A 16,354-nucleotide genomic window follows, 5' to 3' on the forward strand; every position below is an offset into this window, starting at 1 on the left:
TAAATTAAGCATTTAGAAAGGGGTGATAGTATGGGAAATTAGCCGTATTGGATTTGCAAGAATCAGGCAGGAAAATTGGAGAAAAATTGTTTGCTCTGCTTTCCTCCAATCAAAAAAAAGAGCTGGCTCAGTTTGTTCGCGACTATGAGACTGGTAATATTCCGGCTGATGTCTCATATACACCGCTTTTTCGAGGTCAGTATTTTATCCCGCCGCAGGCAGATCAGCCGTTAACAGAGATCCGGGAAGGTGACTTGTATTTCTGCTTAGAGCAGCACCTTGTTACTGTCCGGGGGCAGGTGATTCCGCTGACGGTCAAGGAGTTTGAAATTTTTGCTTTGCTTATACTGAATCCAAAGCGGGTGTTTACCTATGAAATGCTGCTGGATCTGGTATGGCATGAGGACTACACCTACTATTCCCGAAAGGCAATCAACAACCATGTAAGCAACCTGCGAAAGAAAATTAGGATTGCCCCGGATCTGCCGGACTATGTAAAAAGCGTGTACGGTGTAGGCTATAAATTCGATATATGAAAAAGGAAGCTGCAGAGCAATTACCAACTCTGCAGCTTTCCTTTTGAAGATTTTTTTAGCGTCCGCAGGACGCGTGGCCGTCACCGAAGGTGGCGATCTTGGGGGCTTGGGGGTTATCCCTCAACAAGCATTTTGGCCGGTGCAATCCGGCCAAAATCGCAAAACATGTATATGTTTGCATTGCTTGCCAATTTGTCTCGCCTGCCTGTCGATTTTGTAATTGTAAACTTTTTGATATGTATTGTCTTCTTCTGTTACGCGTGTTATACTGTTATACATAAAAGCATAACAGTTAAAACAGGAGGGGTGAGGATGGATTGAAACTAATTATTTCAAATGTATCAGGCGTACCTATTTACGAGCAAATTAAACAGCAGGTCAAAGCCGCTATCCTGTCAGGAGAACTAAAAGAGGAAGAAGCCTTGCCTTCTCTCCGCACTCTGGCAAAGGACTTAAAGATCAGTGTTTTGACAGTTACAAGGGCCTATACAGAACTGGAACAGGAAGGGTTTGTCAAGAATGTTCAGGGTCGCGGTTGTTTTGTACTTGGCAGCGGTTCCGAACTTATGAAGGAGCAGCTAATTTGCAAAGTAGAAAATAGCTTAACAGAAGCTATAAAAGCAGCAAAAATTGCTAACCTATCTAATGAGGAACTACATCATCTTTTAGATATTTTATTGGAGGCGAATACAGATGACTAATTACTTGGAAGTAAAAAATCTGTCAAAATCTTTCGACAGTTTTCAGCTTCATAACATTACTTTTACGCTCCCCAAAGGCTATATCATGGGGCTGATCGGGCCGAACGGTTCCGGCAAAACAACTACAATCAAGCTCATTCTGAATATGCTCAAACGCAACGGCGGAGAAATCAAAATCATGGGCTTGGACAATATCGCTGACGAACAGAAGGCAAAAGCCGAACTGGGCGTTGTGTTTGATACCAACTATTTCAGTGATGATTGGAAAGTTTCTGAGGTAGAAAAATCCATCTCTGTTTTCTATCCCAACTGGAACTCGGAGCGTTTTAGTGAGATGCTACGGAAATTTCATATCGCTCCGACCAAAAAGGTCAAAGAACTGTCAAAGGGGATGCAGATGAAGTTGATGCTGGCTTGTGCGTTCTCCTATGACGCAAAGCTGCTGATTTTGGATGAACCTACCAGCGGACTTGATCCAGTTTCCAGAGATGAATTGCTTCAGATTCTCTCGGAATACATTGAGGACGGAGAACACAGCGTTTTATTTTCCACCCATATTACTGGCGATTTGGAACGAGCTGCTGATTATATCACATACATCAGCTATGGGGAACTTTTTTTCACCGGCAGCAAGGATGAATTTGTTGATATGTTCCGCATTGTTAAGGGTGGTATAGATGAACTTTCCGCTGATCTACAAGCGAAGGCGATTGGCGTTCGTACTTTCCCGACTGGCTTTGAAGCTCTGGTAAAAACCGAGGATATTGGCTCATTTACTGCATTGGACATTGAACCGGCTACCATTGACGAAATCGTTGTGTTTACAAGCAAGAAAGGTGAGGATTATGAGTAATATATTGAAAGCTACAAGACTGGATTTTTCCCTTGTAAAACCGTATGTCAAAGTGATTGGGTTTACTATGCTTCTCCCCATCGCTTTTGCAGCAATCAACCGCTCTATATTGACAGGAGTTTCTTTCGCCATGTGCTTTATCGCCATGACAACCGGCTATACCTTCTCCGTCACAGAAAAAAATAGCATGGAACGCCTATATGGTATTTTGCCTGTAAAGAAAAGTGAAATGGTGATGGGACGGTATCTTTTTGTTATTGTGCTTGGAGTTATCGCTTTGGTGGTGTCCCTTATCACACAGCCGATTGTATTACAGGCATTGGGAGAAACCGTTGAACCGTTTGGCATTATCAGCGCGGCCATTGGCGGCCTGTTCTTGTTTGCGCTTTACACGGTATTTCAAATTCCCGGATATTACAAATTTGGCTCTATCAAAGGCCGGGTGTTTATGTATATTCCAGTTGCAGGATTTTTAGTGACTTTGTTTCTTCTTCCTAAACTGCCCGCTGATAACCCCATTATCAACGCGATTGCCAGTTCACCTGTGCTGCTTCTCACTCTTGCGATTGCGCTGGTGGTTGTTATGTATGCTGTGTCGATCTGGTTCTCTGTCCAGATTATGAAAAATAAAGAAATGTGAGGTGGATAGTATGGATTTCACGATTTTAGCAGTAGTGCTTCTGATTGGTGTTGGTATTCCTGTTCGGAATAAACTTATCCGTAAATATCGGGAGGAAAAAAAGAAAAAAGACGAAGCCAATAAGGATCGTTGAAGCCAATTTGACCGGGAGATAAAATGAAACAAAAAATATTTATTATCGAAGATGACCCGTTAATACGGAACGAACTGAATACCCTGTTGCAAAGCAACGGTTATGAAACAGCAGCACCGGAGCTTTTTTCTAATGTGATTGACCGAATCAAAGCTGAACAGCCACACTTGATTTTACTGGACATCAAGTTGCCGGGAACCAGCGGCTTTTCTCTCTGTACTCAAATACGCACTTTCTCCGATGTGCCAATCATTTTTGTGACAAGCTGTAATACCGATATGGATGAACTCAACAGCATTATGCTCGGCGGCGACGCCTTCATCACCAAACCCTATAACATGGCAATCCTGCTTGCTAAAATTGCATCACTGCTCAAGCGGGCATATCCGGCACAGCAAAACGAACAGTTGACTTATGGCGGTGCAATTCTACATCTGGAATCCAGCAGTTTAGAATATGAGGGACAGAGAGTGGAGCTGACCAAAAACGAGTTAAAAATCCTCTACTACCTGTTCAGAAATGCGGGTAAAATCTGTTCCCGCGGTGATATTGTCGAGTTTTTGTGGGATAACCAGTTGTATGTAGATGACAACGCTTTGAGCGTCAACATCAATCGTATCCGTGAGAAGCTGGCAGGTATCGGATTGAAAGATTTTATCAAAACGAAGCATCGGCAGGGGTACACACTATGAATGGAAAACTGTATTGGAAAAACCGGTTGCCTTTCTTGCTGACCAATTTGGTTTGTATGATCGCGCTCACCGTGTTCCTATTTGTGATCGGTAATTCTCTGTCCGCTGTTCTGCTGATCCTTATTGCATGGATTGTGATTGTATCGGTAGGACTGGGTTTTACTTATTGGAAACGAAAACGACAGATGCAAAGGCTCCTGGACATGACTGGACAGCTTTCGGAACGCTATCTGATTTCCGAAGTAATGGAGTTACCAGAGCAGGCAGAAGATCAGGTCTATTATCGGATTTTGAAAATGGCCGGGAAGTCTATGCTGGAGCAGATCAGCGAAGTTAAGCGGGAGCGCCTTGAATACAAAGAGTACATTGAGCAGTGGATACACGAGATTAAAACACCCATTACCGCCATGAAGCTGCTGTGCGAAAACCATCGGACAGACTGGACAAAAGAACTTCTACTGGAACTGGAAAAGACCAACCGCTTCACCGAGCAGGCTCTTTACTATGCCCGCAGCGAACATACGGAAAAAGATTACTCTGTTCGGGAAATGGCACTGTCCAATGTGGTGCATCAGGCGATTGCGGATAACAAATACTTGTTGCTTCAAAATGGTGTGCATTTGAAAGTGGAGGAAATGCAGGATACAGTTTATTCCGATGAAAAATGGGTGCGGTTTATTCTGAACCAGTTAATTGCCAATGCGGTCAAGTACCGATCCGAGCAGCCGGTCCTCCATTTTCCGCCAGCAGGCAGCAGGATCAGGTGATCCTTGTGGTGGAGGACAATGGGATTGGAATTTCCTCTGCTGACTTGCCGCGTATCTTTGAAAAGGGATTTACCGGGCAGAACGGGCGCATTGTTCAGCAGTCCACGGGGATTGGTCTGTACCTGTGCAAACGGCTCTGTGAAAAATTGGGTATTGGCATTACAGCGGACTCATCGGAACACGGCACAGCCATTTCCCTTTCATTTCACATTAACTGTCTAATTCAAGAAGTGCAGGGCTGAAGTTCTGCACTTCTTACATTTTTGTTAGAACTTCGTAAGAAAACTTGATACAAACAATGCTTGCGTTATTTTACAATAGAAACAGAATAGAAACAGAGGTGATGGCATTATGAAAGAAGTTTTGAAGCTGGATCATATCCAGAAGTATTATGGGAATGGCGGGAATATCACAAAGGCGATACAGGACATCAGTTTTTCCGTTCAGCAAGGGGAATTTGTGGGGATCATGGGCGCGTCCGGTTCCGGTAAGACTACCTTACTCAACTGCATTTCCACCATTGATACAGTCAGCGCGGGACATATCTATTTGGATGGAACCGATGTAACCGAGATCAATGAAAAAGAGATTGCCCGGTTTCGCCGGGAAAATCTCGGATTCGTGTTTCAGGATTTTAATCTGCTGGATACTTTGACCATCAGTGAAAACATTGCCCTGGCACTGACCATCAATCAGGTTCCCGCGGGCGAGATTGACGGTCGGGTGAGGGGAATGGCCGTAAAACTGAACATCACGGATATTCTGGACAAATACCCCTACCAAGTGTCCGGCGGTCAGAAACAGCGGTGTGCTTGCGCTAGGGCAATCATCAACCAGCCCAAACTGATTTTGGCGGATGAACCTACCGGCGCTTTGGACAGCCACTCGTCCCAAATGCTGCTCTCCACCATCCAGAGCATCAACGAAACGCTTGGAGCAACAATATTGATGGTGACGCACGATGCCTTTTCTGCAAGCTACGCCAACCGTATCCTCTTTTTGCGTGACGGTGCGATTTTTACAGAGATTCTCAAAGGCGGCGATTCTCGCAGGACTTTCTTTAACAAAATTTTGGATGTCCTCACCATGATGGGAGGGGGCGTGAGCGATGTACTCTAAACTTGCATTTCGGAATATCCGCAGGAGTTTGCGGGATTATATCATCTACTTTGTGACGCTCACCCTGACGGCGGCGCTGATGTACTCCTTCCTGGCGCTGGGATTCTCACCAGACATTCTCGCCATGACGGAAAATATGTCGATGCTTACCACGGGCATTTTGATACTGTCGGTACTAATCGCCTTTATGTCCTCGTTTGTCATCGGATATGCCATTCGGTTCATGCTGGGTCAACGGAAAAAAGAATTTGCCGCCTATGAACTGATGGGCATGGAGGTGAAAACTGTCCGCAATCTGTTTTTGGTGGAAAACGGCATAATTGGCGGAGTGGCTTTTTTGCTGGGGACTCTGGTCGGAACCGGGCTATCCGGGCTATTGAATCAGGTGGTCCAGAATATTTTTGAGATTCCGCACACCTACCGGGTCTTGTTTTCTTTCCGCGCGTGGGGAATGACCTTGTTTTTCTTCATCTTGATGTATGGATTCGGAATGTTTCGCGCCGCAAAGGTTATCCGCCGACAGAAGGTAATTGATTTACTTTATGATAACCAAAAAAACGAGGAAATCCGTTTTCAGTCTTTACATCGAAGCGTTCTGACCGGTTTACTCTCCGTCGCCGCTATGATTGCAGGTGTGATTCTGCTGGAAAAAGGACTTCATATTCAGACCAATGAAGCATTGTTGTACTTTGGCGGTGCCTGTCTGCTGATTCTTGTGGGTGTTTATGAGCTGCACCGGAATATCCCGGTCTTGCTGTACCAATTCGCAAAACGAAACCCACACCGGAAATATCGAGAAGAAAATCTGTTTTTCCTGGGGCAGATCGGTAGGCGCATCCAATCTTCCGGGCGCACAATGGCCGTTGTGGCAATCTTGCTGACGATTTCCCTTGCAACGATGTTTTTGGGATTGACGATGGGTGCAGGCTATAAAGCCAACATGGAGGCGTATTATCCCTATGACGCCGGAGTCGCTATTGACGCGCCATTGACAAAAAATAGCATGGATTCCGTCCTCTCCTTTGTAGACGAACGCTGCAAGGTGGAGGACAGCGTAACCTATTACTTGTATGCAGTCCCCGATGAAGCCATTGAAGCCTTGTCCTTGTCTGACTATAACCACCTGCGGGAGATTTTGGGGCTTTCTCCTGTTTCCATAAACAACAACGAATTTTTTGTTCACTGTGATACATGGAACTATATGGATGACATTCGGCAGAGATTGGAACAGCAGCCGGAAATCACATTGAACGGACAGACTTTGACCGTAGCGGAAACGCCGATCCTGACTGAACCGATGGAACAGTATCAAATGGCTGGAACAAATGGGTATGTACTTGTCCTGCCGGATGAAGCGGCTTCCCAGCTATCAGGGGAGAAAATCCGGCTGGTAATGAAGCTGGAAGGTGGCGGATACCCGGAGTTGAGAAGCGAACTAAGACAGTTTTTGAACAGCGGTAAATGGCTGCCAGACATCCAACCCGGACAGGAACTGCCGGAAAGAGTGACGATGGGGGTAACGGTAAAAGCGTGGGGGGTTGCCAATTCACTGACTGGATTCACGACGCTCTCCTTTTGCGGGTTATATTTGAGCATCATTTTCATTATTCTTTCCTGTTCAGTGCTGGCTTTTGAGCAGCTTTCCGCCATAGATAAAAACCAAAAAAATTATGCTGTAATTGACCGGCTGGGCGTATCAGCCCAGAAGCAGGCTTCCCTGGTCCGTAAGGAATTATCCACTGTGTTCTTGATTCCGTTGTTTTTCCCCATCGTTCTTACCATCCTGCTGGTTGTGGGGACGCAGTTCATCTTCGGGGAAGCAATTTTGCAGGCGGGGCTTGTGCTGTTCTATGGCGTAATAACGATTCTGTTGTTCTGCGCCATATACTTGACCTATTTTGGCGCAACAATGTTCCTGTTCAAAAAAGTTATTCTCCGGCCTGAAATGAGATAATGAGATAGGAGATAAGATGTTGGATTATATTTTTCCAATAAATCATTGAGGAAAAATCTCACTGCAAAAGCAAACGTATAACTCTGAATCGTATATTAATTCAAGAATTGATTTAGGAATAGTCTTTTTCATTAAGTATAGGACAATTTAGGTGTCGTCAGGAGGTGATGAGATGGGAAATTAGCCGTATTGGATTTACAAGATTCCGGCAGGCAGATAGGTGAAAAACTATTTGCCCTACTATCATCCAATCAAAAGAAGGAGTTAGCTCAGTTTGTTCGTGACTATGAGGCTAGCAATATTCCGACTGATGTCCCATGCACAACACTCTTTCGAGGCCAGTATTTTATCCCGCCGCAGGCAGATCAGCCGTTGACAGAAATCCGGGAAGGTGCTTTATATTTCTGCTTAGAGCAGCGCTTTGTTACTGTGCGGGGCCAGATAATTCCGTTAACGGTTAAGGAATTTGAGATTTTTGCTTTGCTCATACTGAATCCAAAGCGGGTGTTCACCTATGAAATGCTGCTGGATCTGGTATGGCATGAGGACTACACCTACTATTCCCGGAAAGCAATTAACAATCATATAAGCAACCTGCGAAAGAAGCTCCGGGTTGCCCCCGATTTGCCAGATTATGTGAAAAGCGTCTATGGAGTGGGCTATAAATTTGAAATATAGGAAGGGTGCGGTCTCTGCCGCACCCTTAATTTTCGCATTTTCGTTGCTGTGTGAATAATACCTGTTTTTGTCGTATTTTGTTGATTAAATTCAGTAAATCCATGACACTTCTGGAAGAATTATAGCACTTCTCCCTATATAATGCCCCAAAATGAGGGAGGTGGACATAATAAGTAAATCTGCTCTCCTTCACTAAAGGAGGGCATGGAAAATGCTGCCGAGGTCAGAATACCGGCCTCGACATAGCCGGTCATATAAAAGAGATTCAAACCCCGTAATCCTGCGATGGATTGCGGGGTTTTTCTATTCGACAGGATTTTGCATTTTCCATCCTGCTCCGTCAGATAGTGACGGAACACGACAGGCACAGCTTACCGCTGTACGGTGGGCGCTCCTTTTTACATATAAGGCGCAGGACAAGCCTGCCGCCGGACTTGTACGGTGTAGATCACCGCCCCTCTGATTTCGATTTGCCCATTAACCCACTCAAAAATCGAAATTGGAGGATTACCATGAAAGAAATCAATCTGCGGGATTATTACCCGTTTTATACACAGGACGCTATTGTTGAAGTACCGGACGAAGTGGCAGCCCTTCTCCATGAATTAAAATTAGCAGAGGCAGCTTCTTTTCTGCGTACATACCGGCACAAAGCATACTTTTCTCTGGATTACGATGTCAATGTGGAACGCGATGCCCTGGTGGTTGTTCTGACACCGGCTGAAATCCTGGAACAGAAAGAAGAAAATGCCCGGCTCTATCAGGCGATTGCCTCTCTTCCGGAAAAACAGCGGAACCGGATCACTTCTCATTTCCTTCTTGGCATGAGTATATCGGAAATCGCAAAGAGTGAAGGCTCCGGCACAAGCTCTGTGTATGAAGGAATCCAGAGAGGACTTCGGCGTCTGAAAAAAATTTTGAAAAAAATGGAGTCAGACCCCGAAAAAAACGCCTAAAAATGAAATGAATAATAGAGGGACATATTCGGCGGGACAATCCTGACGGGTGTGGCCGGCAACACATGTTCCGGCCCGGCCCATCTATAATACTGTCACGACTGCCACGCCCCTCGCTTGTTCTTTGACAACTGAATATACGGTGCCATAGGTACTTTCCCTGTATTCCGAGCGGCAAATGGAGCGGCGCGATGACAGGCGGCTTTAAGGAGGTGATGAAGCCCAGCCGTCCGAGCGATCCACGCTATCCATTGATCTGGCTGTGGCAGGCCAGACGCGATGACTGATACAGGGCATAATGATACTTTCTCACGACCCGTCAAAGACTTGGGGGGAGTCCCTTCTGTGTTCGTTAGCTCTGGCGAAGCGACGGCATAAGCAGGGCTATGATGCGGTAAAGCTGGCCGCAGCCTGTGGCATCCCCGGCCCGAAAACGGGCCTGCCGGGGGGCGTGACAAATACGGCAGTAACCTAAAAACATCCATGCCGTTGTTTTGATTTTTGAGCAGCGGCATGGATTCCTACAAAATCGAAATCAGATACCATGAGGCCGGGCCGCTCTTTCAGTGTGTCCGGCCTTATTCATGTGATTTTGATGATTCAGTATGAAAGGAAAGGAGCTGCTGTTATGAGTCACACACCGGCATATACGGTCATTCAAACACCGGAGGCAGATAAACTTGCCGACATCCGGGATGTATCTGTTAATAAGGATTTGCCGCGAGAAGAAAGGATTGCCGAGTTTATTCGGCAGATCCGGGACCCGTATCATTTCAAATGCGGCAGATTTGTTGTCCGGGCAAGTTTTTCCCAGGAAGGTGCCACCCTGGAGGAATGTCTGCGCGGAATCCTTCGCTGAAATTTGCTGATTTTTTTCATTTTGGGGGCTGATTTTTCCCGCATGGAGCGTTATAATAAACATGGAAAAGGAATTGAATACCGATAAGCAGACTGCACTCCTTGAATTGCGGGGATTTTTCCGTGATGAAAGGAGTGTTTTTCTATGCAGGTTTATAAGGCTGCCAAATATATCCGCTTATCTTATACGGATGACAAATCAAATGAAAGCAACAGTGTCGGCAATCAACGAAAGCTGATCGAAGATTTCGTGAGCCGTCACCCGGAAATCGAGCTGGTCTCTGAAAAGGTAGACGATGGGTACAGTGGGGTTATCTTTGACCGTCCGGCTTTTAAGGAAATGATGGATGACATCATGGAAGGAAAGATCAACTGCGTCATTGTCAAAGACCTTTCCCGTCTTGGTCGAGAGTATATTGAGACTGGCCGCTATATGCGCCGTGTCTTTCCGGCCTATGGCGTGAGGTTTATTGCCATCAATGACAATATTGATACTCTTAATGAAAGCGCAGGCGATGACCTGACTGTATCAGTAAAGAACATTATGAATGAAGCCTACGCACGGGATATTTCCATCAAGACGAGAAGTTCTCTGGAGACAAAGCGCAAGAACGGTGATTTCGTTGGAGCTTTCCCAGTTTATGGCTATCGTAAATCCGAAGAAAATCATAATCTTCTTGTGGTAGACGAATATGCTGCCCAGGTGGTGCGGAGCATTTTCAGGATGCGCCTGGAAGGATTCAGCCCCTACGCCATCGCTAATGAGCTGAACCGGCTGGGTACACTCTCTCCCCTGGCATATAAAAAGTATTATGGCCTTCCCCATGCCAAGAAAGGCTATACAGACCGGAAGGATTGCCGGTGGTCGGCAAATACCGTCACCCGGATTTTGCAGGATGAAACCTATACCGGCACACTGGTCCAGGGTCGAAAAGGTTCTCAGCACTTTAAGCTGAAAGAGATGGAGAGCCGCCCTTCCTCCGAGTGGATTCGCGTGGAAAATGCTCACGAAGCCATTATTGATCGGAATGATTTTGACCTGGTACAAAGGATTCGCAACCTGGACACCCGTACATCTCCCCAAAAAGATAAAGTCTATCTGTTTTCCGGCATACTGGTCTGCGGCTGCTGCGGAAGCCGGATGGTACGTAAAACCAACCGCTATAAAGACAAAGAGTATCACTATTACTATTGTCCTACCGGAAAGAAGAATGGGTGCGCTCATCCGGTCATGGTAAAGGAAAATGAGCTGATGGAGTGCGTGCGGGACAGCCTGAAAGGGTTTATTGCCAATGTAGTCTCTCTGGATGAAATCTTATCCGGCATAGACCAGAGCCGTATCAACCGTGAGCTTATCAAAGAGTATTCGCGGCAGATCGCCCAGAATGAGCAGCAGTTGGAGAGGATTCGTCAATATAAAATGAAACTGTATGAAAGTATGGTAAACGGATTTCTGGACAAGTCGGAGTTCCTTTATAACAAAAGCAGTTATAGTGCCCGGATTACCCAGCTTGAACAGGCGATTGCCGCTCTTAAAGAAAAACGGGCGGATGTTATGGAAAACCGGAGTGAAAGGAATCGCTGGATTGAGAATTTTAAGCGTTTTTCCGATCTGGAAGAACTTGACCGCAAGGCAATCATCCAGCTTGTGCAGGTTATCACAGTGCTGGGGAAAGACGAATTGCAGATTCAATTTAATTATCAGGACGAATACGAAAAAGCACTTGCCCTGATTACGCCGGTACAGGAAAGGATGGTGGTCTGAAATGGCAAGAAAAAGCAGGAAGCATAATACAGCGCAGGCTGCCATGCCTGTTTGCCCGTTTACCAGTACGGCGCTGTATATCCGGCTGTCTGTGGAGGATAACAATAAACGTGGAAATTCTATCGAAACTCAAAAGCTGGTTCTTGAAAAATTCCTATATGGGAAGCCCGAACTGCGTCTTTACGACATCTATATCGACAATGGAGCAACAGGCACGAATTTCAACCGTGACGGCTTCCAGCGGATGCTTTCGGATATTGAATCCGGCGAAGTAGGCTGTGTGATCGTCAAGGATCTGTCGCGCCTGGGACGCAATGCCATTGACACGGGATATTACATTGAGCGTTATTTTCCTTCCCATAATGTCCGGTTCATCAGCGTTACGGATCAATTTGACTCTGAAAACCCTGATAATCTCCACGGCGGTATTATCCTTCCGCTGAAAAATATGATTAACGAAGCCTATGCGCTGGACATAGGACGCAAGATAAAGGCCCAGGCCCGTCAGGATATGAAAGAGGGCAAGTATGTGGGTGGCAGGGCGCCATTTGGATATATGAAAGACCCTGATGACTGTCACAAATTGATTATTGATCCGGTGGCGGCTCCTGTGGTACGCCAGATTTTCCAGTGGGCTTATGAAAAAGTCCCTCTCAATCGGATTGTATTGCTGCTTAATGAGGGTGGCTATCCCTCCCCAGGAAAGTATAAAATGCAGACCGGAGAGATCACCCATCAGGCATTGGCTGGTCGTGGTTACTGGCAGACCTGGACGGTTTCTAAGATTTTGCAGGAAGATAAGTATACTGGTGACATGGTGCAGGGGCGGACCAAAACCGTTCTTCATCGGCAGGTGCCCGCAGGCGAGGAAAACCTGATTGTGGTTACTGGCACCCATGAGCCTATTGTTTCCAGAGAGATTTTTGATGCTGTCCAGAAGTACCGGGCAGAAGTGGCCGAGGAAAGCAAGAAGCACCCGGTTATTCCATATACGCCCAATATTTTCAAGGGGCGGATTTTCTGTGGAGACTGTGGGAGAAGCCTGCACCGGCAGCGCCAACAATGCAATGGTTCATATCGCTTCCACTGCCTGACCCCTACCAGGGTACATAAAGATAAATGCGCTGGTGTTTCCATCAGCGAAACCGAGCTGATCGCAACGGTGCTGGACATTCTTAAAAGGGAATTAGCCGCCGTTCTGGGGGATTATGCGCTGCTTCTGAACGACAACATTCAAAAACAGGAAAAAGAGGCTGCCACCCGTGAGAAAATCAACCGGGCAAAGTTACAGCTTAACCAAAGTCGTGAGTTTTTGCAAACTCTTTATGAAAGTCTGATGAACGGAGCGATTGACAGCGAAGAATATTTCGTTTTGAAAGCGACTTACGAAGAACAGATGCAGGCGGCCCAAAAAGAGCTTTCCTTTTATGAAAACCAGTCTGCCGTCCGTCAGAAACAGACCGAAAAGTGCAAGGACCTGGAAAAAGACGAGCAGGAACTTTTGGCCGGAGGCTCCCTGACTGCCGCTCTCATTGAGCGTTTGATTGAGCGGATCACGGTCTACCCGAATAAACAGGTAGATGTAAAATTTACATTCCGTACGGAATTTGAGGCGTTTAAGGAGGCGGCGGCAGAATGAAAAAGTATATGATTGCTCTTTATATCCGTCTTTCTTTGGAGGACGCCAAAACAGATAGTATGAGTATTTCCAGCCAGCGAAGCATCCTTCGGGAATATGCCTCTGAACTGCCTGAATATACCAATGCGGAACTTATGGAGTTTGTAGATAACGGGTACAGCGGGGCAAACTTCGAGCGCCCTGCTGTGCAGGAATTACTTGACCTGGTACGGGCCAATCGGATTGACTGTATCATGGTAAAAGATTTTTCCCGGTTTGGTCGCAACAGTTTGGAAACCGGCTACTTTATCGAGCGGGTATTTCCGTTGTTCCATACCCGCTTTATTTCTGTCAATGATGATTTTGACACCCAAAAGTTAAAAGGTGATACCGGAGGTATGGAAGTTGCCTTCAAGTATTTAATCAGTGAGTATTACAGCCGTGATATGTCGGTAAAGACCAAAACGGCCAAATACCTGAAATTCCAGCGTGGCGAATGCCAAAGTAAAATCTGCCCTTACGGTTATCGCAAAGGGGAAAACGGACGGATGGTGCCGGACCCGGAGACTTCCGAAGTAGTCCAGAAAATTTTTGAATATGCCGTAAATGGCATGAACGCAGCCGATATTGCACGGGAGCTTTCCCGTCAGCAGATTCCTACGCCCGGAGAACATAAGGCCCGAAAAGGAATTAAGACACACGATGTTTCAAGAACTCACGGAATGTGGTGCAATTCTACGGTGCTTCGGATTCTTGCTGACGAACGATATATGGGCACTTATGTGATTGGCAAAAGAGAGGTTACGGAAATTGGCGGCCACAAGATGCGGAGCAAAGCGGAAAGCGACTGGATCAAAATACCGGACCATCATATACCGCTGGTGAATGAGGAAATCTTTTCAAAGGCCAATGCCTCTATTCAGCGTTTTAAGATTCCAAACAGGAAAAAGCACAACTATCTCCTGCGTGGGAAGGTTATCTGTGGATGCTGTAAACATGCCCTGCACCTGGCAAACGGGACATCTTACCGGTGCCGCTTTTCCAGCACGATTCCCTCACTGGACTGCTATAATATTCATATCCGAGAAAAAGAACTGAACCAGCTTGTTTATGAATTACTGTGCAAACAGTTCCAGGTAGCATTTGGCGTTGACAGCTTAGCGGATCTCCGTAAGGTAGATACCGTTGCTTTACGTCAAGCTGACTTTGACCGGCAGATTTTTGAACTGCAGGAAGAAAAGCGGAAGCTGTATGAATCGCTTGTTTCCGGGGGGATTCCGCTCCCGAAATATAAGGAGCAAAAAGAGCAGATCAGTGAAAGGCTGTTGGAAGTGCAGAATACCAAAGCGGTTGTCATGGCCCGTCTTGAAGCCGAACAGGAAGAACGGCACCACCAGCGCCAGCAGATGGATATTTCCCGGATGCTGACGGAAAGCGATGGGCTGACTTCGGAATTGGTTGATCTTCTGATTGATAAGATTTATGTTTACCCTGATAAACGGGTGGATGTTGAATTTAAGATAAGGGACAGTTTGGCAGCTCACAAATGAGGGAAAGGGATTGATTATGCGGATTGCGTTTTATTACAGAAAAGGCAACACAACTTTTGGCTGTATGCTGCCGGAAGAAAAGGAACGACTTCATGTTTTTTTTGCCGCCGAACAGAAACGGGAGGCGGCAAAATCCCTATCAAGAAAGCTGGATCATGGGGACAAGAAAAAATAAATATTTTTTTGTCGTGGGCTTGACATAAGGGTGGCGCAGGGCATGAAAGTTTCGATAAGGAAGTCCGCATTGTGTTAAATATTTTTTATAATTAATCTGATATGTTCTTGGATCTAAAAAGACTTTATCCTGATCAGAAATAATGCAGAAATTTTTACCAAACTGTTTTTTCTTTTTGCACAAAATCTTCCATAAATGGGTAGGGATTGGTATATCCCGGACAGCAGTCTGGGTTTTTGGTGTGCCGATAATAATCTTGCTGGCATGTTCCTGGCCTTTTAAGTAGATTCGCTGAACAGTTCGACGCACATGAAAAACTTTTAAATTTATGTCAATATCACTCCATTGAAGGGCACATATCTCCCCAAGACGCATTCCGGAATATAGGCATATAAAGATCCCCAGCTTCTTTGGCGTCAGATCGCTGAGTAAATACTTTTCCAGAATGCGCTGTTCCGCGGCAGAAAATGTCTGTGTTGGCTTGATAATGTTGCTGTACAGGTTCTTTCTCAGGGATTTTGGTTCAAGCGTTCCCTCACCAATCTCTGCCGACTCTATAATCAGCTCAAAGTTGGGGAAAATTATGACACTGCGCCCAAAGTTATTCAGATTTCTACGATCGGTTTTCAGCTCTTTGAAAGAGAAAATCTTTTCTATTCCCGAAATCTCTTTATGGACAGATCAACTTATCGGATCTATAGTAACAATTTCTGTCTAAATGTGCTATCATTAAAGCAGATAGAAAACGCAACTCAGCAAGACTGTAACAGCGGCCTCTATCAGTGGGGTCAGTTGTTTTTAGCAAAGACATGAGAGAAATTAAAGATGTTGGCAGAGAATAATAATACCTTTAAAGAAGTGGAATACTCAATGAAAAACCTCTCTCAGAATGAGGATGTCATAGATATTTGTCATATGGGAGAATACGACCGGCAGATACGGGAATTTATTGAAAGAAAGCGGGAAAGGGAGTGGCAGAAAGAAAAAGAGGAATTACTCTCTGAAAACAGAGGTCTGGAAGGAGAAATTCTAAGGCTTAAAGCTCAGTTGGCCCAGTACAAAAAATCAGAGCAAAAAGGATAATAATCTTAGAGGATGGCAGCCTCACCGGAACCATCCTCTCTTCTCATAATTTTTTTAACTCATCCATCATAGCGGGCCTATTTTTATACAACTGCCGCCAGTCGTTGGCGATCTGCGCCGCTATTTTCCCGCCACCCTGGATTTTCAGGCTGCAAAGCAGCGAGACCAGCGTGCGGTATTTTTTACGGTCGCCACTATATGACGCCATTTTGTTCAGCTCAGACCGGTATTTTTCCAGAATCTGCTGTGGATAATCCTTTTTAAGCACATTTGTAT

General features: G+C 45.7%; 17 protein-coding genes and 1 pseudogene. 16 read left to right on the forward strand and 2 right to left on the reverse strand.

What is annotated here, in order from left to right:
- Window positions 1-254 precede the first annotated feature (254 nt).
- The 15 genes and pseudogenes from HNP82_RS18455 to HNP82_RS12935 all read left to right on the forward strand — a co-directional run bounded on the left by HNP82_RS18455 (window position 255) and on the right by HNP82_RS12935 (window position 14,820).
- Window positions 255-536, forward strand: a complete 282-nt coding sequence (locus HNP82_RS18455; protein ID WP_330599596.1) for a winged helix-turn-helix domain-containing protein — start codon at window positions 255-257, stop codon at window positions 534-536.
- 317 nt (window positions 537-853) lie between these two features.
- A complete protein-coding gene (locus HNP82_RS12875) occupies window positions 854-1,237 on the forward strand; it encodes a GntR family transcriptional regulator (protein WP_044940691.1) in 384 nt (127 codons plus the stop codon).
- Window positions 1,230-2,090, forward strand: coding sequence for an ABC transporter ATP-binding protein (locus tag HNP82_RS12880; protein WP_183775378.1), 861 nt, complete (start codon window positions 1,230-1,232; stop codon window positions 2,088-2,090). The genes HNP82_RS12875 and HNP82_RS12880 overlap by 8 nt, the downstream gene beginning before the upstream one ends.
- Window positions 2,083-2,730 carry an ABC-2 transporter permease gene (locus tag HNP82_RS12885; protein WP_004056007.1) on the forward strand — a complete coding sequence of 216 codons (648 nt, stop codon included), beginning with the start codon at window positions 2,083-2,085 and terminating at the stop codon, window positions 2,728-2,730. Before HNP82_RS12880 ends, HNP82_RS12885 begins: the two co-directional genes overlap by 8 nt.
- A 10-nt stretch (window positions 2,731-2,740) precedes the next feature.
- Window positions 2,741-2,863 carry a hypothetical protein gene (locus HNP82_RS18260; protein ID WP_279288923.1) on the forward strand — a complete coding sequence of 41 codons (123 nt, stop codon included), beginning with the start codon at window positions 2,741-2,743 and terminating at the stop codon, window positions 2,861-2,863.
- Window positions 2,864-2,886: 23 nt separating this feature from the next.
- Window positions 2,887-3,555: a response regulator transcription factor gene (locus tag HNP82_RS12890; RefSeq protein ID WP_183775379.1), complete on the forward strand. Its 669-nt coding sequence runs from the start codon at window positions 2,887-2,889 to the stop codon at window positions 3,553-3,555.
- Window positions 3,552-4,564 (forward strand): annotated as a pseudogene (locus HNP82_RS12895) (sensor histidine kinase). The gene HNP82_RS12890 and the pseudogene HNP82_RS12895 overlap by 4 nt, the downstream one beginning before the upstream one ends.
- Window positions 4,565-4,673: 109 nt before the next feature.
- Entirely contained in the window at window positions 4,674-5,441 is a 768-nt protein-coding gene (locus HNP82_RS12900) for an ABC transporter ATP-binding protein (protein WP_183775380.1), read from the forward strand.
- Between the two features lie 28 nt (window positions 5,442-5,469).
- A complete protein-coding gene (locus tag HNP82_RS12905; protein WP_243164764.1) occupies window positions 5,470-7,395 on the forward strand; it encodes an ABC transporter permease in 1,926 nt (641 codons plus the stop codon).
- Window positions 7,396-7,584: 189 nt separating this feature from the next.
- On the forward strand, window positions 7,585-8,073 hold the full coding sequence (locus HNP82_RS12910) for a winged helix-turn-helix domain-containing protein (protein ID WP_178042300.1): 489 nt from the start codon (window positions 7,585-7,587) through the stop codon (window positions 8,071-8,073).
- A 512-nt stretch (window positions 8,074-8,585) separates the two neighbouring features.
- A complete protein-coding gene (locus HNP82_RS12915; RefSeq protein WP_178042301.1) occupies window positions 8,586-9,029 on the forward strand; it encodes a sigma-70 family RNA polymerase sigma factor in 444 nt (147 codons plus the stop codon).
- Window positions 9,030-9,657: 628 nt separating this feature from the next.
- Window positions 9,658-9,888: a DUF6870 family protein gene (locus tag HNP82_RS12920; RefSeq protein ID WP_004052581.1), complete on the forward strand. Its 231-nt coding sequence runs from the start codon at window positions 9,658-9,660 to the stop codon at window positions 9,886-9,888.
- A gap of 144 nt (window positions 9,889-10,032) precedes the next feature.
- A complete protein-coding gene (locus HNP82_RS12925) occupies window positions 10,033-11,652 on the forward strand; it encodes a recombinase family protein (RefSeq protein WP_087372193.1) in 1,620 nt (539 codons plus the stop codon).
- A 1-nt stretch (window position 11,653) separates the two neighbouring features.
- Window positions 11,654-13,291: a recombinase family protein gene (locus HNP82_RS12930; RefSeq protein ID WP_183775382.1), complete on the forward strand. Its 1,638-nt coding sequence runs from the start codon at window positions 11,654-11,656 to the stop codon at window positions 13,289-13,291.
- Window positions 13,288-14,820, forward strand: coding sequence for a recombinase family protein (locus HNP82_RS12935; protein ID WP_183775383.1), 1,533 nt, complete (start codon window positions 13,288-13,290; stop codon window positions 14,818-14,820). The genes HNP82_RS12930 and HNP82_RS12935 overlap by 4 nt, the downstream gene beginning before the upstream one ends.
- Before the next feature lie 139 nt (window positions 14,821-14,959).
- Here the strand turns inward: HNP82_RS12935 and HNP82_RS18465 are convergent, their stop codons facing one another.
- Complete coding sequence (locus HNP82_RS18465; protein ID WP_330599602.1) at window positions 14,960-15,661, reverse strand: site-specific integrase; 702 nt, start codon at window positions 15,659-15,661, stop codon at window positions 14,960-14,962.
- Window positions 15,662-15,820: 159 nt separating this feature from the next.
- Here HNP82_RS18465 and HNP82_RS12950 point away from each other — a divergent pair, with 159 nt between their 5' ends.
- Window positions 15,821-16,078, forward strand: a complete 258-nt coding sequence (locus HNP82_RS12950; RefSeq protein WP_183775386.1) for a hypothetical protein — start codon at window positions 15,821-15,823, stop codon at window positions 16,076-16,078.
- A gap of 43 nt (window positions 16,079-16,121) precedes the next feature.
- Here the strand turns inward: HNP82_RS12950 and HNP82_RS12955 are convergent, their stop codons facing one another.
- A complete protein-coding gene (locus tag HNP82_RS12955) occupies window positions 16,122-16,346 on the reverse strand; it encodes a hypothetical protein (protein WP_183775388.1) in 225 nt (74 codons plus the stop codon).
- Between the last annotated feature and the right edge of the window lie 8 nt (window positions 16,347-16,354).

This window comes from Catenibacillus scindens (genome assembly GCF_014202115.1).
GTDB classification, from domain to species: Bacteria; Bacillota; Clostridia; order Lachnospirales; family Lachnospiraceae; genus Catenibacillus; species Catenibacillus scindens.

Coding starts and splice junctions, on each gene's coding strand:
- HNP82_RS12890 (WP_183775379.1), top strand. CDS start 2,887: ATGAAACAAAAAATATTTATTATCGAAGATGACCCGTTAATACGGAAC.
- HNP82_RS18260 (WP_279288923.1), top strand. CDS start 2,741: ATGGATTTCACGATTTTAGCAGTAGTGCTTCTGATTGGTGTTGGTATT.
- HNP82_RS12885 (WP_004056007.1), top strand. CDS start 2,083: ATGAGTAATATATTGAAAGCTACAAGACTGGATTTTTCCCTTGTAAAA.
- HNP82_RS12925 (WP_087372193.1), top strand. CDS start 10,033: ATGCAGGTTTATAAGGCTGCCAAATATATCCGCTTATCTTATACGGAT.
- HNP82_RS12880 (WP_183775378.1), top strand. CDS start 1,230: ATGACTAATTACTTGGAAGTAAAAAATCTGTCAAAATCTTTCGACAGT.
- HNP82_RS12930 (WP_183775382.1), top strand. CDS start 11,654: ATGGCAAGAAAAAGCAGGAAGCATAATACAGCGCAGGCTGCCATGCCT.
- HNP82_RS12915 (WP_178042301.1), top strand. CDS start 8,586: ATGAAAGAAATCAATCTGCGGGATTATTACCCGTTTTATACACAGGAC.
- HNP82_RS12950 (WP_183775386.1), top strand. CDS start 15,821: ATGTTGGCAGAGAATAATAATACCTTTAAAGAAGTGGAATACTCAATG.
- HNP82_RS12935 (WP_183775383.1), top strand. CDS start 13,288: ATGAAAAAGTATATGATTGCTCTTTATATCCGTCTTTCTTTGGAGGAC.
- HNP82_RS12900 (WP_183775380.1), top strand. CDS start 4,674: ATGAAAGAAGTTTTGAAGCTGGATCATATCCAGAAGTATTATGGGAAT.
- HNP82_RS12920 (WP_004052581.1), top strand. CDS start 9,658: ATGAGTCACACACCGGCATATACGGTCATTCAAACACCGGAGGCAGAT.